The 21376-nt window shown below is 71.9% G+C and carries 20 protein-coding genes; 2 read left to right on the top strand and 18 right to left on the bottom strand.

Annotated elements, in window-relative coordinates; genetic code table 11:
• Window positions 1-55: 55 nt before the first annotated feature.
• From gmk to ACY3FI_RS08895, 11 genes are all read right to left on the bottom strand, one after another.
• Entirely contained in the window at window positions 56-949 is an 894-nt protein-coding gene (gene gmk / locus ACY3FI_RS08845; protein ID WP_462550334.1) for a guanylate kinase, read from the bottom strand.
• A 47-nt stretch (window positions 950-996) separates the two neighbouring features.
• Window positions 997-1896 carry an orotidine-5'-phosphate decarboxylase gene (pyrF, locus tag ACY3FI_RS08850; RefSeq protein ID WP_462550335.1) on the bottom strand — a complete coding sequence of 300 codons (900 nt, stop codon included), beginning with the start codon at window positions 1894-1896 and terminating at the stop codon, window positions 997-999.
• Window positions 1890-5168, bottom strand: a complete 3279-nt coding sequence (gene carB / locus ACY3FI_RS08855) for a carbamoyl-phosphate synthase large subunit (protein ID WP_462547163.1) — start codon at window positions 5166-5168, stop codon at window positions 1890-1892. Before carB ends, pyrF begins: the two co-directional genes overlap by 7 nt.
• Complete coding sequence (carA, locus tag ACY3FI_RS08860; protein WP_462547164.1) at window positions 5168-6367, bottom strand: glutamine-hydrolyzing carbamoyl-phosphate synthase small subunit; 1200 nt, start codon at window positions 6365-6367, stop codon at window positions 5168-5170. The genes carB and carA overlap by 1 nt, the downstream gene beginning before the upstream one ends.
• The gene (locus tag ACY3FI_RS08865; RefSeq protein WP_462547165.1) at window positions 6367-6909 is read right to left on the bottom strand and encodes a PH-like domain-containing protein; all 543 of its coding nucleotides are present in this window, start codon (window positions 6907-6909) and stop codon (window positions 6367-6369) included. The genes carA and ACY3FI_RS08865 overlap by 1 nt, the downstream gene beginning before the upstream one ends.
• Entirely contained in the window at window positions 6906-8255 is a 1350-nt protein-coding gene (locus ACY3FI_RS08870; RefSeq protein WP_462547166.1) for a dihydroorotase, read from the bottom strand. The genes ACY3FI_RS08865 and ACY3FI_RS08870 overlap by 4 nt, the downstream gene beginning before the upstream one ends.
• Window positions 8252-9214, bottom strand: coding sequence for an aspartate carbamoyltransferase catalytic subunit (locus ACY3FI_RS08875; protein ID WP_462547167.1), 963 nt, complete (start codon window positions 9212-9214; stop codon window positions 8252-8254). Before ACY3FI_RS08875 ends, ACY3FI_RS08870 begins: the two co-directional genes overlap by 4 nt.
• On the bottom strand, window positions 9211-9855 hold the full coding sequence (gene pyrR / locus ACY3FI_RS08880; protein WP_462547168.1) for a bifunctional pyr operon transcriptional regulator/uracil phosphoribosyltransferase PyrR: 645 nt from the start codon (window positions 9853-9855) through the stop codon (window positions 9211-9213). The genes ACY3FI_RS08875 and pyrR overlap by 4 nt, the downstream gene beginning before the upstream one ends.
• A 57-nt stretch (window positions 9856-9912) precedes the next feature.
• Window positions 9913-10365, bottom strand: coding sequence for a transcription antitermination factor NusB (nusB, locus tag ACY3FI_RS08885; protein ID WP_462547169.1), 453 nt, complete (start codon window positions 10363-10365; stop codon window positions 9913-9915).
• An 11-nt stretch (window positions 10366-10376) separates the two neighbouring features.
• Window positions 10377-10940 (bottom strand): elongation factor P, encoded by a 564-nt coding sequence (gene efp, locus ACY3FI_RS08890; RefSeq protein ID WP_462547170.1) that lies wholly within the window; start codon window positions 10938-10940, stop codon window positions 10377-10379.
• Between the two features lie 77 nt (window positions 10941-11017).
• Window positions 11018-12709 carry an ABC1 kinase family protein gene (locus tag ACY3FI_RS08895; RefSeq protein ID WP_462547171.1) on the bottom strand — a complete coding sequence of 564 codons (1692 nt, stop codon included), beginning with the start codon at window positions 12707-12709 and terminating at the stop codon, window positions 11018-11020.
• A gap of 134 nt (window positions 12710-12843) precedes the next feature.
• Between ACY3FI_RS08895 and ACY3FI_RS08900 the strand changes: the two genes are divergently transcribed.
• Both ACY3FI_RS08900 and ACY3FI_RS08905 read left to right on the top strand, forming a co-directional pair.
• The gene (locus tag ACY3FI_RS08900; RefSeq protein ID WP_462547172.1) at window positions 12844-13131 is read left to right on the top strand and encodes a hypothetical protein; all 288 of its coding nucleotides are present in this window, start codon (window positions 12844-12846) and stop codon (window positions 13129-13131) included.
• On the top strand, window positions 13128-13292 hold the full coding sequence (locus ACY3FI_RS08905) for a hypothetical protein (protein ID WP_462547173.1): 165 nt from the start codon (window positions 13128-13130) through the stop codon (window positions 13290-13292). Before ACY3FI_RS08900 ends, ACY3FI_RS08905 begins: the two co-directional genes overlap by 4 nt.
• A gap of 6 nt (window positions 13293-13298) precedes the next feature.
• On the opposite strand, the gene ACY3FI_RS08910 is transcribed toward ACY3FI_RS08905, so the two are convergent.
• The 7 genes from ACY3FI_RS08910 to alaS all read right to left on the bottom strand — a co-directional run bounded on the left by ACY3FI_RS08910 (window position 13299) and on the right by alaS (window position 21340).
• A complete protein-coding gene (locus ACY3FI_RS08910; RefSeq protein WP_462547174.1) occupies window positions 13299-13703 on the bottom strand; it encodes an arsenate reductase ArsC in 405 nt (134 codons plus the stop codon).
• A 12-nt stretch (window positions 13704-13715) separates the two neighbouring features.
• On the bottom strand, window positions 13716-14813 hold the full coding sequence (gene aroB, locus ACY3FI_RS08915) for a 3-dehydroquinate synthase (RefSeq protein WP_462547175.1): 1098 nt from the start codon (window positions 14811-14813) through the stop codon (window positions 13716-13718).
• On the bottom strand, window positions 14810-15337 hold the full coding sequence (locus tag ACY3FI_RS08920; protein WP_462547176.1) for a shikimate kinase: 528 nt from the start codon (window positions 15335-15337) through the stop codon (window positions 14810-14812). The genes aroB and ACY3FI_RS08920 overlap by 4 nt, the downstream gene beginning before the upstream one ends.
• The gene (aroC, locus tag ACY3FI_RS08925) at window positions 15331-16551 is read right to left on the bottom strand and encodes a chorismate synthase (RefSeq protein ID WP_462547177.1); all 1221 of its coding nucleotides are present in this window, start codon (window positions 16549-16551) and stop codon (window positions 15331-15333) included. Before aroC ends, ACY3FI_RS08920 begins: the two co-directional genes overlap by 7 nt.
• Window positions 16552-16587: 36 nt before the next feature.
• Window positions 16588-18144 carry an endolytic transglycosylase MltG gene (gene mltG / locus ACY3FI_RS08930; protein ID WP_462547178.1) on the bottom strand — a complete coding sequence of 519 codons (1557 nt, stop codon included), beginning with the start codon at window positions 18142-18144 and terminating at the stop codon, window positions 16588-16590.
• An 86-nt stretch (window positions 18145-18230) separates the two neighbouring features.
• The gene (ruvX, locus tag ACY3FI_RS08935) at window positions 18231-18674 is read right to left on the bottom strand and encodes a Holliday junction resolvase RuvX (RefSeq protein WP_462547179.1); all 444 of its coding nucleotides are present in this window, start codon (window positions 18672-18674) and stop codon (window positions 18231-18233) included.
• A gap of 8 nt (window positions 18675-18682) precedes the next feature.
• Entirely contained in the window at window positions 18683-21340 is a 2658-nt protein-coding gene (gene alaS / locus ACY3FI_RS08940) for an alanine--tRNA ligase (RefSeq protein ID WP_462547180.1), read from the bottom strand.
• Window positions 21341-21376: the final 36 nt, after the last annotated feature.

Below are 21376 nucleotides of genomic sequence, written 5' to 3' on the forward strand. Positions count from 1 at the left end.
CTCCTCGGTCTTCGGGCGTCGGACCGCGCGAGTGCGCGGGACGCGGACGCGCCCGTCAGGGCGCAGTGAACAAGTCTACGACCTGCCGTGCCGCCGTGCCGACATCTGAGTTCACGATCCGCACGTCGAACTCGTCCTGGGCGGCCAGTTCGACCTTCGCGGTGTCGAGCCGGCGCGCCTGCTCCTCGGCGGACTCGGTGCCACGACCGATCAGGCGGCGGACCAGTTCCTCCCAGGTGGGGGGCAGCAGGAACACCAGGACGGCCTCGGGCATGGCGTCGCGCACCTGCCGCGCGCCCTGCAGATCGATCTCGAGCATGACCTTGTCGCCGGCGTCGAGCGCGCGGTCGATGGGCGGGCGCGGGGTGCCGTACCGGTAGGAGTTGTGGACGGTCGCGTACTCGAGGAGCTCACGGTCGCGGATCATCCGGTCGAACTCGGCGTCGTCCACGAAGTAGTAGTGCACGCCGTCGACCTCGCCGGGCCGGGGCTTCCGGGTGGTCGCGGAGACGCTGAGGTTCACGTCCGGGAAGTGCTCGCGGATGTACGCGCTCACGGTGCCCTTGCCGACGGCGGTCGGGCCGGCGAGCACGACGAGCTTCGAGGTGCTCCGCTTCCGGCCGCGCGCGGCGAGCCAGTCGGCCAGCACGGTGCGCTGCCGGGAGCCGAGACCGCCCAGGCGCTTCGACGGCGCGACGCGCAGCTCGCCCATCACGGCGTCGGCCCGCGCGGGACCGATGCCCGGCAGGCTCGTGAGCAGGTCGCGCACGCGCAGGGACTTCTCCGCCGGGGCGTCCTCGTCCGACCACGCCGCGCGGGCGACGTCGAGCGCCGAGCGCTCCCCCGACGCCACGTCGGCCTTCACGGCGGCGCGGGCGCGGCGAGCCGCGACGGCGGCGCGGGCCGCGGCGACCCGGTCGACCTCCGGCGGGTTGCGGTGGGCGGGCAGGTCGGCACGGTCGTCCGCGCCGCCGGTCGCTCCCGTCGTGTCCGCCGTCACGCGGCCGCCCCCAGTGCCGTGCGGATGCGGTCGGCACGGTCCTGCACGAGCGCGGCGACGCCCTCGGGGCCGTCGGTGAGCAGGCCGCGGGACTCGCTCACGAGCACCTGCTCGGCCCGTGCACCGTACAGCGCGCGGAGGTCCTCGATGCGGGCCCCCTGGGCGCCGAAGCCCGGCGCGAGCACCGGCGCGGAGCCGATCGCGTCTGCGTCGATGCCGAAGTCGGCGAGGTCGAGGGTGGCGCCGAGCACGAGCCCGACGTCACCGAGGGGCTGCTCGCCGGCGGTCCGGTTGTCGTCTGCCACATCCGAGACGATACCGGCCGCGACGGTCCGCCCGGCACGCGGGCCCTCGGCGAGCACCGCCGTCTGCAGCACCCGTGCCTCGGGGTTGCTCGTCGCGGCGAGCACGAACACACCGGCACCGTTCGCCCGCGCGACGTCGACCGTGCCCGCGAGGGAGCCGTACCCGAGGTACGGCGACACCGTCATGGCGTCCGCCCGGAACGGCCCGTCGCGGTCCAGCCACGCCAGCGCGTAGTCGTCGCCGGTGGACCCGATGTCGCCCCGCTTCACGTCGGCGACGACCAGGAGGCCCGCATCACGTGCACGACGCAGGGTCGCGTCGAGCGCACGGTAGCCCTCGACCCCCGCGGCCTCGAAGAAGGCGATCTGCGGCTTCACGATCGCGGCGCGGCCGGCGGCCGCGTCCACGAGGGTCGCGCCGAAGGCCGTCAGGCCGGCCTCGTCGCGGCCGAGCCCCCACGCCGCCAGGGTGTCGGCGTGGGGGTCGATGCCGACGCACAGGGGGGAACGCTCCCCCATGGCGGCGGCGAGCCGGACGCCGAAGGAGGGAGTGCCTCCAGACCGGGTCCCCGACACGTCCGCCGTCACCAGGTCGCGCGCTCGAGCGCGTAGTCCTGCAGACTGCGCACCGAGTGGGGCGTGCCGATCGTCTCGATCGCGGCGACCGCCGCACCGAGCTGCGCGATCGTCGTGAACAGCGGCTTGTCCGCCGCGACCGTCGCCGCGCGGATCTCGTATCCGTCCGCGCGACCGGCCGCACCGGACGGGGTGTTGATGACGATGTCGACCGCGTCGCGTGCGAGCAGGTCGACGACGCTCTCGCCGCCCTCGCTGTACTTGCCGACCAGGGTCACCTCGATGCCGTTGCGGCGGAGCACCTCGGCGGTGCCCTCGGTCGCGGTGATGGTGAACCCGAGCTGCTGCAGGCGGTGCACCGGCAGGACGACCTGGCGCTTGTCGGTGTCCGCGACGCTCACGAACACCGTGCCGCTCGTCGGCAGACCGCCGTACGCGGCGTCCTGCGACTTGAGGAACGCGCGCGGGAAGTCGCGGTCGATGCCCATGACCTCGCCGGTCGAGCGCATCTCCGGGCTGAGCACCGAGTCGACGACCTGGCCGTCGTGGGTGCGGAACCGGCGGAAGGGCAGCACGGCCTCCTTGACGGCGACCGGCGCCTGCGCGGGCACCGAGGAACCGTCGCGCTCGGGCAGCAGGCCCTCGGTGACGAGCGCGTCGATGGACGTGCCGGTCATGATGCGCGAGGCCGCCTTGGCGAGCGGGATGCCGAGCGCCTTCGACACGAACGGGACCGTCCGGCTGGCACGCGGGTTCGCCTCGAGGACGTAGAGCACGCCGGCGCCGATCGCGAACTGCACGTTGAGCAGCCCCCGGACACCGATGCCGCGGGCGATGCGCTCGGTCGCCTCGACGACGCCGCGGATCTCCGCCTTGCCGAGTCCGACCGGCGGGAGCGTGCAGGCCGAGTCGCCGGAGTGGATGCCGGCCTCCTCGATGTGCTCCATGATGCCGCCGATGTAGAGCCGGTCGCCGTCGAACAGCGCGTCGACGTCGATCTCCACGGCGTCGTCGAGGAACCGGTCGACGAGGAGCGGCAGGTCCGGGCCGATGATCGCCTGGTCCGCCATCCGGTCGAAGTAGTCGGCGAGGGCGGACGGGTCGTAGACGATCTCCATACCGCGGCCGCCGAGCACGAACGACGGGCGGACGAGGACCGGGTAGCCGATCTCCTCGGCCACCGCGGTCGCGCTCTCGAGGTCGTGCGCGGTGCCGTTGCGCGGCGCGAGCAGTCCGGCCTGCTCGAGGATCGCGGCGAACTGCCCGCGCTCCTCGGCCGAGTCGATCGCGCTCGGGGTCGTGCCGAGGATCGGGATGCCCGCGGCCTCGAGCGGCTTCGCCAGACCCAGTGCGGTCTGACCGCCGAGCTGCACCACGACGCCGACGAGCTCGCCGGACGCCGCCTCGGCCTCGATCACCTCGAGGACGTCCTCGGTGGTGAGCGGCTCGAAGTAGAGCCGGTCCGAGGTGTCGTAGTCGGTGCTCACCGTCTCGGGGTTGCAGTTGATCATGATGGTCTCGAACCCGGCGTCGCTCAGCGCGAAGGACGCGTGCACGCAGGAGTAGTCGAACTCGACGCCCTGGCCGATGCGGTTCGGGCCGGAGCCGAGGATGACGACCTTCCGGCGGTCGCTCGGGACGACCTCGGTCTCGGTGTCGTACGACGAGTAGTGGTACGGCGTGAGGGCCGGGAACTCGCCGGCGCAGGTGTCGACCGTCTTGAAGACCGGGCGGATGCCCTCGGCGTGCCGGGCGTCACGGGCCTCCTGCTCGGAGATGCCGCGCAGCGACGCGATCTGGGCGTCGCTGAAGCCGTGCTCCTTCGCCCTGCGCAAGGTGTCGGCGTCGAGCGTCTCGGCGGCGGCGACCTCGGACGCGACCTCGTTGATGAGGACGATCTGGTCGATGAACCACGGGTCGATCTTCGTGGCCTCGAAGACCTCGTCCGCGGTGGCGCCGGCGACGAGCGCCTGCTGCACCGTGACGATGCGGCCGTCGGTCGGGGTCTTCGACTTCTCGAGCAGGGCGGCCTTGTCGAGCTCGGCCGCCGGGGTGTCCCAGTGGAACGACGAGCCGCGCTTCTCGAGCGAGCGCAGCGACTTCTGCAGCGCCGTGGCGTAGTTGCGGCCGATGGCCATCGCCTCGCCGACGCTCTTCATGGTCGTGGTCAGCGTGGCGTCGGCGGCCGGGAACTTCTCGAACGCGAACCGCGGGGTCTTCACCACGACGTAGTCGAGCGTCGGCTCGAAGCTCGCCGGCGTCACCCGCGTGATGTCGTTCTCGATCTCGTCGAGGCGGTACCCGATCGCGAGCTTCGCGGCGATCTTGGCGATCGGGAACCCGGTGGCCTTCGACGCGAGCGCGGACGAGCGGGACACGCGCGGGTTCATCTCGATGACGATGAGCCGGCCGTTGGACGGGTCCACCGCGAACTGGATGTTGCAGCCACCGGTGTCGACCCCGACGCGACGGATGATGTCGATGCCGATGTTCCGCATGTTCTGGTACTCGCGGTCGGTCAGCGTCAGCGCGGGGGCGACGGTGATCGAGTCGCCGGTGTGCACGCCGACCGGGTCGACGTTCTCGATCGAGCAGATCACGACGGTGTTGTCGTAGTTGTCCCGCATCAGCTCGAGCTCGTACTCCTTCCACCCGAGGATCGACTCCTCGAGCAGGACCTCCGTCGTCGGCGACGACTGCAGGCCGTCGCCCACGAAGCGGACGAGTTCCTCCTCGTTGTAGGCGAAGCCGGAGCCGAGACCACCCATCGTGAAGGACGGCCGGACGACGAGCGGGTACCCGAGGTCCTGTGCGTACTCCTTGGCCTCGTCGAGCGTGTGCGCGATGTGGCTGCGGGCGACGTCGGCACCGGACTCGAGGACGAGCTCCTTGAAGAGCTGGCGGTCCTCACCGCGCTGGATGGCGTCGACCTTCGCGCCGATGAGCTCGACGTCGTACTTGTCGAGGATGCCCTCGGCGTCGAGCTTGATGGCGGCGTTCAGCGCCGTCTGCCCGCCGAGGGTCGGCAGCACGGCGTCGGGGCGCTCGATCTTGATGATCTCCTCGAGCGAGGCGCTCGTGATCGGCTCGATGTACGTCGCGTCGGCGAAGTCCGGGTCGGTCATGATCGTCGCCGGGTTCGGGTTGACGAGGATGACGCGGACGCCCTCGGAGCGGAGGACGCGGCACGCCTGGGTGCCGGAGTAGTCGAACTCGGCGGCCTGCCCGATGACGATCGGGCCGGAGCCGATGACGAGGACGGAGTTGATGTCTGCGCGCTTGGGCATCAGTTCGCTTCCTTGGTGATGTCTGCTGCGGGGGTCGTCGCGTCGGCGGTGGCCGCGTCGAGCGGCTCCCCGTCACGGCGCGACCGGACCAGGTCCGCGAACCGGTCGAACAGGTACATGGAGTCGTGCGGACCGGCGGCGGCCTCGGGGTGGTACTGCACGCTGAACGCGGGGACGTCGAGCGCGCGGAGGCCCTCGACGACCTGGTCGTTGAGTGAGTAGTGCGACACCTCGACCCGGCCGAAGCCGGCGGGCGACTCGAGGACCTCGCCGAGGGGCGCGTCGACCGCGAAGCCGTGGTTCTGGCTCGTGATCTCCACCTTGCCGGTCGTGGTGTCGAGCACCGGCTGGTTGATGCCGCGGTGGCCGAACGGCAGCTTGTACGTGCCGAAGCCGAGCGCACGGCCGAGCAGCTGGTTGCCGAAGCAGATGCCGAAGAACGGCCGGCCGGTCCTGAGCGACTCCTGCAGCAGCGACACCTGGTCGTCGCTCGCGGCCGGGTCACCGGGTCCGTTCGAGTAGAAGAGCGCGTCCGGGTCCAGCGCGGCCAGCTCGGCGGCGGTGATGTCCTGCGGCACGACGTGCACCTCGAACCCGCGCTCGGCGAGGTAGCGGGTGGTCGACGCCTTCACACCGAGGTCGAGCACGGCGAGCCGGCCGATCTGCTCGCCGACGGCCGGCACCACGTAGGTCTCCGGCGTCGACACGATCGACGAGAAGCTCGCGCCCGCCATCGCCGACTGCTCGCGGACGAGCAGCAGCTGCTCCTCGGGGTCGAGCGCCGCGTCCTCGCCGCTGAACACACCGCCCTTCATCGCACCCGCGTCGCGGATCCGACGGGTCAGCGCGCGGGTGTCGATGCCCGAGATGCCGACGATGCCGTCGCGCACCAGGTGGTCGTCGAGGGTCGCGTTCGCCCGGTGGTTCGACACCACGCGGCTGGGGTCGCGCACGACGTAGCCGGCGACCCAGATGCGACGGGACTCCGGGTCCTCGTCGTTCACCCCGGTGTTGCCGATGTGCGGCGCGGTCTGCACCACGATCTGCCCGGCGTAGGACGGGTCGGTGAGCGTCTCCTGGTACCCGGTCATGCCGGTGGCGAAGACGACCTCTCCCAGGGTGCGGCCTCGGGCGCCGTACGCCCGTCCGTCGTAGCGGGTGCCGTCCTCGAGGACCAGTACGGCCCGTTCGCGTGTCATCAGTTCGTCCCTTCGCCCGCTCGGTGCGGGTGCTCGTGCGTCGTCATCAGTCCCTGCAGGGCGTCGAGCGCTGCTCGGTCGCCCTCCGGGAACCGGAAGTAGGTGTCGAGGTCCGTCGCACCTGCGGCGCCGGTCGCCGTCCATCGCAGACGGACCAGTCCCCCGGGTTCGACCACCCGGTCGATGGCCGCGGTCGCCCGGTCGGCGCCGCGGACCTCGGTCGCGGCGATCCACCGGTCGGCGGCACCGGCGTGGTGCAGGACCACCCCGGCGTCGTACACGGTCACGCCGCCGCGGCCCCGGAAGCCGAGTCCACCCGCCGTGATCCGTTCGAGGGGCTCGTCGGCCCGGGTCGTCGCGACGGTGAAGCCGTCCCACGACCCGGCCGGCGGTCCCGGGTCGGCGGGCACCGGCACGGGAGGCACGGATTCCGCCTGGCGCCTGGCCCGCGTCCGCCAGGTGCGCGCCATCGCGACGAACAGCGCAGCCACCAGGACGAGGACCACTCCCCCGGTCAGCCAGCGCAGCACGTCACCGCTCATGCGGTCGCCGCCGTCCGTGCCGCGGCCGCGACCGTCTCGGCGTCGACGAGGGCGCCGTCCTGGAGCGTCGGGTACCCGTGGTGGAAGGTCGCGACGACCCGGCCGGGCAGCCGCATGCCGAGGTACGGCGAGTTCTGCGACTGGCCGTGGAGGTCGTCGACCGAGAACTCGCGCACCGCCGCCGGGTCGTACAGCGTGAGCTCGGCCGGGGCCCCCTCGACGACGCCCCGCCCGTGGCCCTCGACCTGCCCGATCCGCGCCGGCGCCTCGGACAGCACCCGGGCGACGTCAGCCCAGCCGAGCTGCCCGCTCTCGACCACGGCCGCGTGCACGACGCTCAGCGCGGACTCGAGCCCGACCATGCCGTTCGCGGCGGCGGGCCACTCGCAGCACTTCGCCTCGGCGGTGTGCGGCGCGTGGTCGGTGGCGACGATGTCGATCGTGCCGTCGGCGAGGGCGGCGCGCAGGGCGTCGACGTCCTCGCGGGAGCGCAGCGGCGGGTTCACCTTGTACCGGGCGTCGTACCCGGGCGCACCGTCGACCCCGGCGATGAGGTCCTCGGTCAGCACCAGGTGGTGCGGCGTGACCTCGGCGGTGACGTCGATGCCGCGGGACTTCGCCCACCGGATCACCTCGACGCTGCCGGCGGTCGAGACGTGGCAGACGTGCAGCCGGGCACCGACGTGGTCGGCGAGCAGGACGTCGCGGGCGATGATCGCCTCTTCCGCGACGGCGGGCCAGCCCGCGAGCCCGAGCTCCGACGACAGCCGGCCCTCGTTCATCTGCGCGCCGATCGTCAGGCGGGGCTCCTGCGCGTGCTGTGCGAGCACCCCGCCGAAGCCCTTGATGTACTCGAGCGCCCGTCGCATGAGCAGCGGGTCTGCGACGCACGAGCCGTCGTCCGAGAAGACCCGGACCTTCGCGCGGCTCGTCGCCATCGCCCCGATCTCGGAGAGGTGCGTGCCCTGCAGACCCTGCGAGACGGCGCCGATCGGCCGCACCGTGACGTACCCGGCGTCGTCCCCGAGCGCCTGGACCTGCTCGACCACGCCAGCGGTGTCGGCGACCGGTGACGAGTTCGCCATCGCGTTCACGGCGGTGAACCCGCCTGCGGCCGCGGCACGCGAGCCGGTGAGCACCGTCTCCGACTCCTCGGCGCCCGGCTCGCGCAGGTGGGTGTGGAGGTCCACGAGACCGGGGAGGGCGATGAGACCGTCCGCGTCGACGACCGTGGCGCCGGCCGCGTCGAGACCGGACCCGACCGCGGCGATGCGCCGTCCCTCCAGGCGGATGTCGGCACGCGTGCCGTCGACCAGCTGCGCGCCGCGGATGAGGTGGGCGGTCATGCGACGGACTCCTTCGGTTCGTGGTCACCGGTCAGGGCGAGGTAGAGGACGGCCATCCGGACGCTCACGCCGTTCGCGACCTGTTCGACGACCGTCGAGCGGGGGTCGTCGGCGGCGACGCCGGCGATCTCGAGCCCACGGTTCATCGGGCCGGGGTGCATGATCAGCGTGCGCTCGGCCAGCGCCGCCGCACGGGACGCCGTGAGCCCGAAGTGCCGCGTGTACTCGCGGGGGTTCGGGAAGAAGGCGTCGTTCATCCGCTCCTGCTGGATGCGGAGGAGCATCACGACGTCCGGGTCCTCGGCGAGGGCGACGTCGAGGTCGTGGTGCACGGCGGCACCGAACGGACGCTCGACCGCGGGCAGCAGGGTCGGCGGTGCCGCGAACGTGACCTCGGCGCCGAGGGTGCGGAGCAACCAGGCGTTGCTCCGGGCGACCCGGCTGTGCAGGACGTCGCCGACGATCGTCACGCGGACGCCGTCGAGGGCCTTCCCGCGGCTCGCGCTGCCGTGCAGCCGGCGGCGCATCGTGAAGGCGTCGAGGAGGGCCTGCGTCGGGTGCTCGTGCGTCCCGTCGCCGGCGTTCACCACGGGGACGTCGATCCAGTCCGCCTCGGCGAGGACGCGCGGGGCGCCCGAAGCCGGGTGGCGCATCACGATGCCGTCGATGCCCATCGCGCCGAGGGTCTGCACGGTGTCCTTGAGGGACTCGCCCTTGGACACGCTCGACCCCTTCGCGGCGAAGTTGATGACGTCCGCGGAGAGGCGCTTGGCGGCGGCCTCGAAGGAGATCCGGGTGCGGGTCGAGTCCTCGAAGAACAGGTTCACGACGGTCTTGCCGCGGAGGGCGGGGAGCTTCCGGACCTCGCGGGTGGCGACCTCGGCCATCTCCTCGGCGACGTCGAGCACGTGGACGGCCTCGTCGCGGGAGAGGTCCGCGGTGGAGAGGAGGTGCTTCACGCGTCCACCCCCGGTGCGGGCTGCTCGGACCGCGCGGACTGTTCGGGCTGCCCGGACTGTCCGGACTGCCCGGAGTGCTCGGGCTGCTCGGGCTGCTCGGGCTGCTCGATGACGACCTCGTCGGTGCCGTCGGTCTCGGTCAGGCGCAGCGTGACCCGCTCGTCGGACGCCGTCGGCAGGTTCTTGCCGACGTGGTCCGCGCGGATCGGCAGCTCGCGGTGCCCGCGGTCGACCAGGACCGCGAGCCGGACCGCCCGGGGCCGCCCGATGCCCTGCAGGGCGTCGAGCGCTGCCCGGACGGTACGACCGGAGTAGAGGACGTCGTCGACGAGCACCACGACCTTGCCGTCGATGCCGCTCGCGGGGATCGTCGTCCGGTGCGGAGCGCGACCGATGCCGTGCCCGAGGTCGTCCCGGTGCATCGTGACGTCGAGCGTGCCGACGCGTTCGCCGCCGGCCGTCCACCCGGGTTCGATGTCGGCCAGGACGCGGTCGAGCCGCTCCGCCAGGACGGCGCCACGTGTCGGGATGCCCAGGAGCACGAGGTCCGAGGCGCCGTGGTTGGCCTCGAGGATCTCGTGCGCGATGCGTGTCAGAGCACGCGTGATGTCGGTGTGTTGCAGGACCGTTCTGGTGCCCACGCCGACCTCCTTCCCCGCCTCACCGGACGGACTTAAAGGATGCTGACGTGGTCAACCCTACCGGGACTCCTGGTCTCCTGCGACCGTCCGACCGGACGGTGCACGGCCGCCCGCGACCGCGCCCAGGACGCCGTTCACGAAGCTCGCCGAGTCGTCGGTGGACAGCGACTGCGCCAGCTCGACGGCCTCGGCGATCGCCACGGCGTCGGGCACCTCCGGGTTGTACCGGAGCTCCCAGATCGCCATCCGCAGGATGCAGCGGTCGAGCACCGGCATGCGGGCGATGGACCACCCCTGCGCGTGCTCGACGATCGCCTCGTCGATGTCAGCGCGGTCGTCCTCCACGCCCGTGACGATCTGGCGCGCGTAGTCCCAGCTCGAGGCGCGCTCGGGCTGGTCGAGGTGACGGACGGTCTCGGTGGCGAGGACGTCCGCGATCGGCAGCTCGCGGACCTCCGCCACGTACAGCATGTCGAGGGCGCGCTTGCGGGCCTTCGATCGGGCACTCATACAGCGGCGCCCTAGGAGTTGACGCGGCCGAGGAAGCTGCCGTCACGCGTGTCGATCTTCACCGTGGTGCCGCTCTCGAGGTACAGCGGGACCTGGATCCGGTGACCGGTCGCGATGATGGTCGCGTCCTTGGTGCCGCCGGAGGAGCGGTCGCCCTGCAGGCCGGGCTCGGTCTCGACCTCGGTCACGATCGACGTCGGAAGCTCGATGTAGAGCGGGTTGCCCTCGTTCATGGCGATGGTGACCATGGCCGACTCGAGCAGGTAGTTCTTGGCGTCGCCGACGACGGTCTCGGAGACCGGGACCTGGTCGTAGGTGTCGGTGTCCATGAACACGTAGGACTCGCCGTCCTGGTACAGGTACTGGTAGTCACGACGGTCCACGGTCGCGGTGTCGATCTTCGCGCCGGCGTTGAAGGTGCGGTCGACGACCTTGCCCGAGACGACGTTCTTGAGCTTGGTGCGGACGAACGCGCCGCCCTTGCCCGGCTTGACGTGCTGGAACTCGACGACCGACCAGAGCTGCCCGTCGATGATGAGGACGGCGCCGTTCTTGATGTCCGTGGTACTGGCCATGAGGTTCGATGTCCCGTTCGTGTTGATGTGTGAAGGTCTCGCGGGGCGCTGGACCCCGGACGAGTGTAGCCGACGGGCTACTCCCGCCGTCGCGCAGCGGCCGCGTCGATCGCCGCCCAGACCAGCAGCACCACCGCCGTCCCGCCGAGCAGCCCGCCGGCCACCGCGGTCGAGATGACCGCGGTGGGTCGGGCCGGCATCGCCAGGTACACGACCGCGAGCACCCCGGCACCCGCCCCGAGCAACACGAGCAGCACGCGGCGGATCACGCCCGCGAGCGTCCGGCGGTCGCGCCGGTCCGAGAACAGCCGGATGTTGACCGTCAGCTTGCCGGTCTCCACGGCCTCGCCGATACGGTCCACCCGGCGCGGCAGACGACGGACCGTCGAGACGAGCCCGAACAGCTCACGCACCGCGAGGTCGCGCACAGCCCGTGGTCGGAGCTGGTCACGGATCTGCTGCCGGGCGAGCCCGCGGGACTCCTCGAGCAGGTCGAACGACGGTGCCAGCGTGCGCAGCGTCCCCTCGAAGATCGCGAGGGCCCGCGCAGCGGCGACGAAGTCCGGCGGCGGCTTCAGGCGGTACCGGCCGAACACCGCGACCGCGTCGTCGACGGTCTCCACGCCGATCCGCGCCCCCGGTCCGAGTTCGTCCGCGACGAACGCGGCGATGTCCCGGCGGAAGTCCGGCTCGTCCTCCGGAGCCCGCACCGGTGCCATCCGCAGCACGGCGTCCGCGATCCGTGCCGTGTCGTCCTGGATGTACCCGGCGAGGAGCTCCTGCACGAGCTCGCGCAGGCCGGGGTCGAGCCGGCCGACCGAACCGAAGTCGATGAGCGCCGGCCGGCCGTCGGCGAGGAGCACGACGTTCCCCGGATGCAGGTCCGCGTGGTAGATCCCGTCGAAGACGACCTGCCGGAGGAAGGCGTTCAGGACCGCCCGCATCGGGGTGTCGAGGTCGCGGTCGCTCCGGGCGGCGCGGAGCGCGCTGAGCGTGTCGCCCTCCAGGTACTCCATCACGAGCACGCGGCGTCCGGACAGGTCGCGGTACGGCTCCGGGAACACGACCTCGTCGGGCCGGGCGCTGCGGGCCTGCGCCGACCGGAGGGCCGCGAGGTTCCGCATCTCGGAGGTGAAGTCGACCTGCCGCACGAGGTCGTCGGCGTACTGCTGCGCGACGTCCGAGACGCCGACCTGCCGCGCCTCGAGGCTCGTCCGTGCCAGGAACCGCACGACGCGGAGCGCGATGTCCACGTCCCGACGGACGGCCGCGTCGATGCCCGGACGCTGCACCTTCACCGCGACGGACGTCCCGTCCTGCAGTGTCGCGCGGTGCACCTGGGCGATCGAGGCCGCGGCGACCGGCACCGGGTCGAAGGTCCGGAACACCTGGTCGACGGGTGCCCCGAGCTCCTCCTCGAGCATGACCGCGACGGCGTCGGCCGGAGCCGGGGCCACGCTGCGCTGCAGGTGTGCGAGCTGTTCGGTCCACTCCTCGGGGAGCAGGTCGTCCCGCGTCGAGAGCAGCTGCCCCATCTTCACGAACCCGCCGCCGGCCTCCTCGAGTGCCAGCCGGAGGTGATCGGCCTGGCGTGCACGGAGCGCCGAGGTGGCCGGGTCGTGCGTGAAGTCGAGCCGACGGAACGGCAGCAGCTCGTGCCGGCGGGCGATGCGGAGCAGTTCGGCGAAGCGGCGACCGCGGGAGCGGAGGGTCCCGGCGTCCGTCGGCGCGGAGCCGGCGAGGTCGCTCAGACGAGGCGGGGTGGGCACCGGGTCAGTCTGCTCCCCCGCCCTGGGACCCTGCGGGCGCCGGTACTCCTGCACCGACCGGGAGGCACGGCGCACCATCCACAGGTCGGGACGCGCACCGCCTCCGCTCGCCTCCACCGCGTCACGCTCGTGCCATGGAGACAGCAGTGATCGACGCCCTCATCGCCGCCCTCGCCGCGGTGTTCGCCGCGGTCATGAGCTGGACCGCCGCGCGTCGGGCGCGGCAGTCGAGCGACCGGACGCACGCCTGGACCCGGATCACCTGGGCCGTGGGTGTCGCGATTCAGGACCCTGCATACGACATCTCGAGAGCTGTGCTGCAGACGATGCGCGACCTACGGTGGGCGCCGGAGGACGATCGGGAGCTCGCCGGTCTGATCGCGCAGAACGACGCACGGGGAACGGAGGCACGATCGTGTTGAGACGCGGGCCCATCGAGGTTCCGGACGATCCGGATGCTCGGGTCGCGTTCCGGAACGGCGCGACGCTGACGGAGTGGTCGGAGTTCCGCCGCACCAACATCATCACGGTGTCGATGCACGTGAAGTGGTGGTGGCGCCGGACCTGGCGCGTCCTGCGCTGACCGGCGTCAGGCGGAGAGCAGATCGGCGAGCAACCTCCGGACGCGCGCCCGCACGTCGTCCCGGATCGCCCGGACCTCGTCGATCGGCTGCCCGGCCGGGTCCCGCAGCGCCCAGTCCTCGTACCGCTTCCCGGGGAACACCGGGCAGGCGTCCCCGCACCCCATCGTGACGACGGCGTCCGACGCACGGACGTCCTCGGTCAGCAGGAGCTGCGGGGTGGCGCCCGTGATGTCGATCCCGTCCTCGGCCATCACCGCGACCGCCGCCGGGTTGATCGCATCGCCGGGCTCGCTGCCGCCGGACAGCACCCGCACCCGGTCGCCGCCGATCGCCCGCGCGTAACCGGCAGCCATCTGCGACCGCCCGGCGTTGTGCACGCAGACGAACAGGATCGTCGTGACCTCAGACATCGGTTGGACCACCTAGACGCCGACCTCCTGGTAGGCGGTGAACAGCAGGTGGTCCTCCGGCCCCTCCAACGTGACCGGCTTGCCGACCCCGTCGAGGATGATGAACCGGAGCATGCCGGCGCGGGCCTTCTTGTCGCGCCGCATCGTCGCGAGCAGCCCCTCCCAGCGACCGATGCCGTAGGTCGTCGGCAACTCGAGTGAATCGAGGATCGACCGGTGCCGGTCGACCGTGGCGTCGTCGAGGTGTCCGGTCAGGCGAGCGAGTTCGGCGGCGAACACCATGCCGACCGCGACCGCCGCCCCGTGCCGCCACTGGTACCGCTCGGCGTGCTCGATGGCGTGCCCGAGCGTGTGGCCGTAGTTCAGGATCTCGCGACGGCCCTGCTCGGTGAAGTCGTCCGACACGACCTGGGCCTTGAGCTCGATCGCGAGTTCGACGACCCGGCGGAACTCCGGCGTCGTCGGGTCGGTCACGCGGGCGACGTCCGCCTCGACGATGTCCAGGATCTCGGGCACGGCGATGAAGCCGGCCTTCACGATCTCGGCGAAGCCGGTGAGGATCTCGTTGCGCGGGAGCGTCCGGACGAGGTCGAGGTCGGCGACCACGGCGCGGGGCGGGTAGAACGCCCCGACGAGGTTCTTGCCCTCGTTCGTGTTGATCCCGGTCTTCCCGCCGACGCTCGCGTCGACCATGCCGAGCACGCTCGTCGGGATCGCGAGGTACGGCACGCCGCGCAGCCACGTCGCGGCGACGAACCCGGCGAGGTCGGTCACGGCACCCCCGCCGAGGCCGATGACGGCGTCGGTGCGGGTGAAGTCGGACTGGCCCATGATCTGCCAGCAGAACGCGGCGACCTCGACGCGCTTGGCCCCCTCGGCGTCGGGGACCTCCGCGATGAGGGCCTCGAGCCCAGCGTCGACGAGCAGGGCGCGCAGCTCGTTCGCCCGCGCGCCGAGGGTCGGGGCGTGCACGACGAGCACCTTCGCGACGCGCGGTCCGAGCAACCCGGGCACGGCGCCGAGCAGGTCGTTGCCGACGGCCACGACGTACCCGTCGTCGCCGCCCACGCGGATCTCGGTGGTGCCGGCGGGCAGGGTCGTCTCGGTCACGGTGCTCCTTCAGTGGGGGTGTCCTGCTCGCCGCGGACCCAGGCGACGACCTCGTCGACGACGCGGGACATCGGACGGCGGGACGTGTCGAAGACGGCGTGCGCGAGTTCCGCGTAGGTGGCGGCACGCTCGTCGAGGATGGTCTGCCAGGCGTCGATCCCGCCGTCCGCGAGCAGGGGTCGGTCGCTCCCGGCGATGCGGTCGGCGACGGCCTCGGGCGAGACGGTCAGCAGGACGATCCGCGCCCCGGTCAGCGCGTCGCGGGTGTCCGCGTGCGTGACGGCGCCGCCGCCGACCGCGACGACGCCCCCGGTGGCCACGGCATCGCGGACCGCGCGAGCTTCGAGTGCACGGAAGGCGGGCTCGCCGCGCTCGGCGAAGATGCCGGGGATCGGACCGTGCTCGCGCGCGATCACCCGGTCGGTGTCGGTGAACGGCACGCCGAGGGCCTTGGCCACGCGCTTGCCGACGCTCGACTTGCCGGCACCCATCGGCCCGATGACGACGACTGGCGCGCTCACCACGCGGTGGAGTGCTCGGCGGCCTCGGTGCGGCGGGTGCGCAGGGTCTCCGGGATGGACGCGAGGTAGGCGTCGAGGTTGCGCTTCGTCTCGACGACGTTGTCGCCGCCGAACTTCTCGAGCACCGCGTCGGCGAGCACGAGCGCGACCATCGCCTCGGCGACGACGCCGGCAGCCGGCACCGCGCAGACGTCGGAGCGCTGGTGGTGCGCCGAGGCGTCCTCGCCCGTCGTCACGTCGATGGTGTGCAGCGCGTGCGGGACGGTCGCGATGGGCTTCATGCCCGCCCGGACGCGCAGCACGGTGCCGGTGGACATGCCGCCCTCGGTACCGCCGGCGCGGTCCGTCGAACGGACGATCTCGCCGTCCTCGCGGAACAGCTCGTCGTGCGCCTCGGAGCCCCGGCGAGCTGCAGTGGCGAAGCCGTCGCCGACCTCGACGCCCTTGATCGCCTGGATGCCCATGATCGCCGCCGCGAGACGGGCGTCGAGACGGCGGTCCCACTGCACGTGGGAGCCGAGCCCCGGCGGGACGCCGTAGAAGAGGACCTCGACGACGCCGCCGAGCGTGTCGCCGTCCTTCTTCGCGGCCTCGACCTCGGTGACCATGCGGGCGGAGGTCTCGGCGTCGAAGCAGCGGAGCTGGTCGTCGTCGAGGCGGTCGACGTCCTCGGGCACCGGCAGCGCGGTGCCGTCCGGCACGCGCACGGTGCCGACCTGCAGCGTGTGGGCGACCGAGCGGATGCCGAGTTCGGCGAGGAACGACTTCGCGACGGCGCCGAGCGCGACGCGGGCCGCGGTCTCGCGTGCGGATGCACGCTCGAGGATCGGACGCGCCTCGTCGAAGCCGTACTTCTGCATGCCGACCAGGTCGGCGTGCCCCGGACGCGGACGGGTGAGCGGCGCCGAACGGCCGCGGGACATCTCGGTCGCCTCGACGGGCTCCGGGCTCATCACCTCGACCCACTTCGGCCACTCCGTGTTGCCGATGCGGATCGCGATCGGGCTGCCGAGCGAGTACCCGTGCCGGACTCCGCCGGACACGTGCAGCTCGTCCTGCTCGAACTTCATCCGGGAACCCCGGCCGTAGCCGAGCTTGCGGCGGGCGAGGTCGGCGCGGATGGCCTCGAACGACACCGGCACGCCCGCGGGCAGACCCTCGAGCATCGCGATCAGTTCGGGGCCGTGGGACTCACCAGCGGTCAACCAACGAAGCATGGGCCCATCCTCCCACAGCCCCACGGCGTGCGACGTCTACTGGTAGTCGGGGTGCGCCCGCAGCCACGCCTGGAACTGGTCGACCGCGACGAGGTGCTGCTGGTACGTGTCGGAGAACACCGTCTCCCCCGTCTCCAGGTCCACGGTCACGAAGTACAGCCACTTGCCCGTCGCCTCGTGCGTGACCGCGTTGATCGCGATGTCGCCCGGGTTCGAGATCGGTGCCGGGGGCAGGCCCTTGTGCACGTAGGTGTTGTACTTGTTCCCCGCGTCGTTGCGTTCGGAGTCGGTGGTCGTCACCCGGTGGGTGTTGCCCGTCCCGTACGCCACGGTCGCGTCGGACTGCAGCGGCATGCCGATGTCGAGCCGGTTCTGGAACACCCGTGCGACCTTCGGGTAGTCGGCAGCGAGACCGGCCTCCTTCTGCACGAGCGAGGCGAACACGATGACCCGCTCCTGGTCGGCCTCGGCGACGCCGGCGGCCTGCAGGTGCTGCTTCATGGTGTCGACCATCGACTGGAAGTACTGCTTCGCGGTCCAGTCCGGGTTGATCGGGTACGTCGCCGGGAACAACCAGCCCTCGAGCGTCGTGACGCCGGCCGGCAGCCCGTACGCCGACACGTCCTGAGCGGCAGCCGACACCTCGGCCTGGGTGAGTCCGGCCTTCGAGACCATCCCGGCCTCGATGTCCTGCAGCGCCGTGCCCTCGGGAATCACGATCGACGCCTGCACACGGTTCGCCGGGTCCTGCAGCGCCTCGAGGGCCGCCTTCGACGACATCTTCTTCTTCAGGGCGTACGACCCGGGCTGGAACTGCAGGTCCGGCGACGCGAGCAGCAGCTTGTAGAAGACCTTCGAGTCCTTGACCACGCCGCTGCGCTGCATCGTCTTGGCGACGTCCTCGCCGATGTCCCCCTGCTTGATCGTGATGGTCACCTTCGAGGTGCCGTCGCCGGTGTAGTCGTCCGGCTCCTTCGCCCCGCTGAACATCCCGACGAGCTGCTGGACCTTCGGCGCCGCGAAGGCGTAGGCCGAGACACCGCCGACGAGCACGAGCGCCACGATGACGATCCCCGCGATCAGCGGTCCGCGACGTCGCTTCGGTCGCGGCTCGCGTGGCGGCCTGGAGGAACGCCCACCGCCGCCGCGACCCCCGCGTCCGTCGCCTCCCGCCCCCGCGGCACCGTCGTCGCCCCCGCCGGTCGTGGTCGCCGCCGCCTCGCCGGGCTGCTCGCGCAGCCCGGCACGGTCGGCGTCGTTGAGCTGGACCTCGCCGGTGAGGAGCGCGCGGACCTCGGGGTGGAGTTCGTCGGCGCTCGTCGCGACCGGGGCGTCAGCCGGAGAGACCGGGCGGGCACCGTCGTCCGACACGGGCCGGGGCTGTTCCCGATCCTGTTCCTGTCCACGAGCGGCGGCGGCGTCACGGGCCTGGCGTGCTTCGCGCCGCGACATCGGCCGCTCCGGCTCGGGGACGCGCTCCGTCGGGGCATCACCGTCGCGGTCCCCCGGAGGGTCCACAGGGTCGGTGGTCCGCCGGCGCTCGGCGTCGTTGCCGGGCGCGATGATCGCGTTCCAGTCCAGGTCGTCTGCCAACGGGTCCTCTGGTCTCTCAGATGGGACTCCGCCTGCGGCCGTCGCGTGGGCGACGGTGCCGGGCGGCCGCTCGGGGGCGGGCCGGTTCAGGGGAGCGTGGCCCCGGGAGGGGCACTGGACGCACGCTCGTGGTCGAGCGCGTGTTGCAGAATGATAACAGCGGCCGCTTGGTCGATCACGGCCCGGGACTTCTTCGTGTTCCGGCCGGCCTGGTGGAGCCCGCGCTGGGCCGTCACCGTGGACAGCCGCTCGTCGACCATCCGGACCGGGCGGTGCTCGGCGATCCGTGCCGCGAACGTCCGGGCGTCCTCGGTCGACGGGGTGTCCCCGCCGGACATCGACAGCGGGAGCCCGACGACGACCTCGAGTGCGTCGTACTCGTCCGCGAGCTCGACGATGCGTCGCAGGTCGGTGTCGTCGTCACGGCGGACGGTCTCGACCGGGGTGGCCAGCAGGCCGTCACGGTCGGAGACCGCGACGCCGATCCGAGCGCGCCCGACATCGATGCCGAGCCGGCGCCCGGACCGCATCCCCACGGTCAGCCCGCGAGCCGGTCGGTCACGGCGCGCAGTGCGGCCGGGAGCGCCGAGGCGTCCGTGCCACCGCCCTGGGCGAGGTCCGGCTTGCCGCCACCCCCACCACCGAGGACCGCTGCGGCCTCCTTCGCCAGCGGACCCGCCTGCACGCCGGCGGCCCGCGCGGCGTCGTTGGTCGCGACGATGACGACCGGCTTGTCCGCCACGACCGCGCCGAGGACGACCACGGCAGCGTCGTCACCGAGCTGGCCGCGGACGCCGGTCGCGAGCGCGCGGAGGTCGTCGCCGGACTGCAGCCCCTGGACGGTCTCCGCGACCACGGTCGTCGAACCGACGGTCCGCGCCTGGCGCGCGATCGTCGGGACGCGCTGCTGCAGGTTCGCGGACTCGAACTCGGCGATGCGCTTCTGCGCCGTGCGGAGGTCCTCCATCAGGGACTGCACGCGCGTCGGGAGGTCCTGGCGCGGGGCCTTCAGGGCGCTGGAGAGCTGCGACACGATCGTCCGCTCGACGGCGAGGTCACGGAAGCCCTCGAGTCCGACGAGTGCCTCGACGCGGCGGTTGGTCGAACCGACGCTCGACTCCCCCACCAGGTTGACGAGGCCGACCTGCGCGCTGGAGGCGACGTGGGTGCCACCGCAGAGCTCGCGGGACCACGGGCCGCCGATGTCGACCATGCGGACCTCGGCGCCGTACTTCTCGCCGAACAGCGCCTGCGCCCCGAGCGACTTCGCCTCGTCGAGCGGGAGCACGCGGGTCGAGACCTCGAGGTCGGAGCGGATCGCGGTGTTCACGACCTCCTCGATCTCGGAGCGGGTCTCGACGGACACGGGCTGCGACCACGAGAAGTCGAGTCGCATGTAGCCCGACTTGTTGTACGAACCGGCCTGCAGCGCCTCGGGGCCGAGGATGTCGCGGAGGGCGGCGTTCACGAGGTGCGTCGCCGAGTGCGCCTGGGTCGCGCCGCGCCGGTACTCGGCGTCGACGACGGTGGTCGCGGGTGCGCCGACCCCGACCTCGCCGCTGCGCACCTGCACGGTGTGGCTCCAGAGACCGGCGACCGGACGCTGGACGTCGAGCACCTCGAGGTCGAAGCCGTTGCCGACGATCGAGCCCTGGTCGGCGTCCTGGCCGCCGGACTCCGCGTACAGCGAGGTCTCGCCGAGGATCACCTCGGCGATGTCGCCGGCCACTGCCCGGTCGACGCTCACGCCGCCGACGATGATCCCGAGCACGTCGGTCTCGGCCTCGAGCGCGTCGTAGCCGAGGAAGACCGTCTCGCCCTTCGCGCGGAAGGCGCTGTAGACGCTGAGGTCGGCGAGGGCCGTCTTCTTGCTCTTGGCGTCCGCCTTCGCACGCGCACGCTGCTCGGACATGAGCGTCTCGAACGCGGAGCGGTCGACGTGCACGCCGGCCTCCTCCGCCATCTCCATCGTCAGGTCGATCGGGAAGCCGAACGTGTCGTGCAGGAGGAACGCGGTGTCGCCGCCGATGGCCGCGGCACCGTCCTGCTTGGCGCGCTCGACGGCGACGTCGAGGATCGTCGTGCCCTGCGCGAGCGTGCGGAGGAAGGTCTCCTCCTCCGCGTAGGCGATGCGCGCGATGCGGTCGTAGTCGCTCGCCACCTCCGGGTAGGCCTCGCGCATGGCGTCACGGGACGCCGGGAAGAGCTGCGGGAAGGTCGCGCCCTCGACGCCGAGCAGGCGCATCGCCCGGACGGTGCGGCGGAGCAGACGACGCAGGATGTAGCCGCGGCCCTCGTTCGACGGGCTGACACCGTCGGCGATGAGCATCAGCGAGGAGCGCACGTGGTCCGCGATGACACGCATCCGGACGTCGTCCTCGTGCACCGCGCCGTACTGCCGGCCCGAGATCACAGCGGCCTGGTCGAGGACGGGGCGCACCTGGTCGATCTCGTACATGTTGTCGACGCCCTGCTTGATGAAGGCGACGCGCTCGAGCCCCATGCCGGTGTCGATGTTCTTGTTCGGCAGCTCGCCGGTGATCTCGAAGTCGTACTTCGAGCGGACGTCGGCGATCTGGTACTGCATGAACACGAGGTTCCAGATCTCGACGTAGCGGTCGTCGTCGGTGGCGGGTCCGCCGTCGATGCCGTACTCCGGACCGCGGTCGAAGAAGATCTCCGAGCAGGGGCCGGCCGGACCGGGCTGGCCGGTCGACCAGTAGTTCGTGTCCTTGCCGAGCCGCTGGATGCGCTCGTCCGGCAGCGAGGAGTGCTGCTTCCAATAGGCGATCGCCTCGTCGTCGTCCTCGTAGACGGTCACCCAGAGGTCGTCCGCGGCGAAGCCGAGGCCGCCGTCGGCCTCGTCGCTCGTCAGGAACTCCCAGGCGTACCGGATCGCCTGCTCCTTGAAGTAGTCGCCGAACGAGAAGTTGCCGTTCATCTGGAAGAACGTGCCGTGTCGAGGGGTCTTGCCGACCTCCTCGATGTCGTTCGTGCGGATGCACTTCTGCACACTCGTCGCCCGGGGGTACGGCGCGGGGATCAGCCCCGTGAGGTACGGGATGAACGGCACCATGCCGGCCACCGTGAACAGGAGCGACGGGTCGTCCGAGACGAGCGAGGCGGACGGGACGACGGTGTGTCCACGGTCGCCGAAGAACTGGAGCCAACGGCGGCGGATCTCTGCGGTCTGCATGGTGCTTCCTGGTTTCGGTGTTCGGCGGGAGGGACG

Source organism: Curtobacterium sp. RM9, from assembly GCF_054956955.1.

Excerpts from the sequence above, each read along its gene's own strand:
- ACY3FI_RS08900 (WP_462547172.1), top strand. The coding sequence starts at position 12,844 with ATGGAGACAGCAGTGATCGACGCCCTCATCGCCGCCCTCGCCGCGGTG.
- aroC (WP_462547177.1), bottom strand. The coding sequence starts at position 16,551 with ATGCTTCGTTGGTTGACCGCTGGTGAGTCCCACGGCCCCGAACTGATC.
- ACY3FI_RS08870 (WP_462547166.1), bottom strand. The coding sequence starts at position 8,255 with ATGACCGCCCACCTCATCCGCGGCGCGCAGCTGGTCGACGGCACGCGT.
- alaS (WP_462547180.1), bottom strand. The coding sequence starts at position 21,340 with ATGCAGACCGCAGAGATCCGCCGCCGTTGGCTCCAGTTCTTCGGCGAC.
- ACY3FI_RS08865 (WP_462547165.1), bottom strand. The coding sequence starts at position 6,909 with ATGAGCGGTGACGTGCTGCGCTGGCTGACCGGGGGAGTGGTCCTCGTC.
- nusB (WP_462547169.1), bottom strand. The coding sequence starts at position 10,365 with ATGAGTGCCCGATCGAAGGCCCGCAAGCGCGCCCTCGACATGCTGTAC.
- ACY3FI_RS08910 (WP_462547174.1), bottom strand. The coding sequence starts at position 13,703 with ATGTCTGAGGTCACGACGATCCTGTTCGTCTGCGTGCACAACGCCGGG.
- carB (WP_462547163.1), bottom strand. The coding sequence starts at position 5,168 with ATGCCCAAGCGCGCAGACATCAACTCCGTCCTCGTCATCGGCTCCGGC.
- carA (WP_462547164.1), bottom strand. The coding sequence starts at position 6,367 with ATGACACGCGAACGGGCCGTACTGGTCCTCGAGGACGGCACCCGCTAC.
- ruvX (WP_462547179.1), bottom strand. The coding sequence starts at position 18,674 with ATGCGGTCCGGGCGCCGGCTCGGCATCGATGTCGGGCGCGCTCGGATC.
- efp (WP_462547170.1), bottom strand. The coding sequence starts at position 10,940 with ATGGCCAGTACCACGGACATCAAGAACGGCGCCGTCCTCATCATCGAC.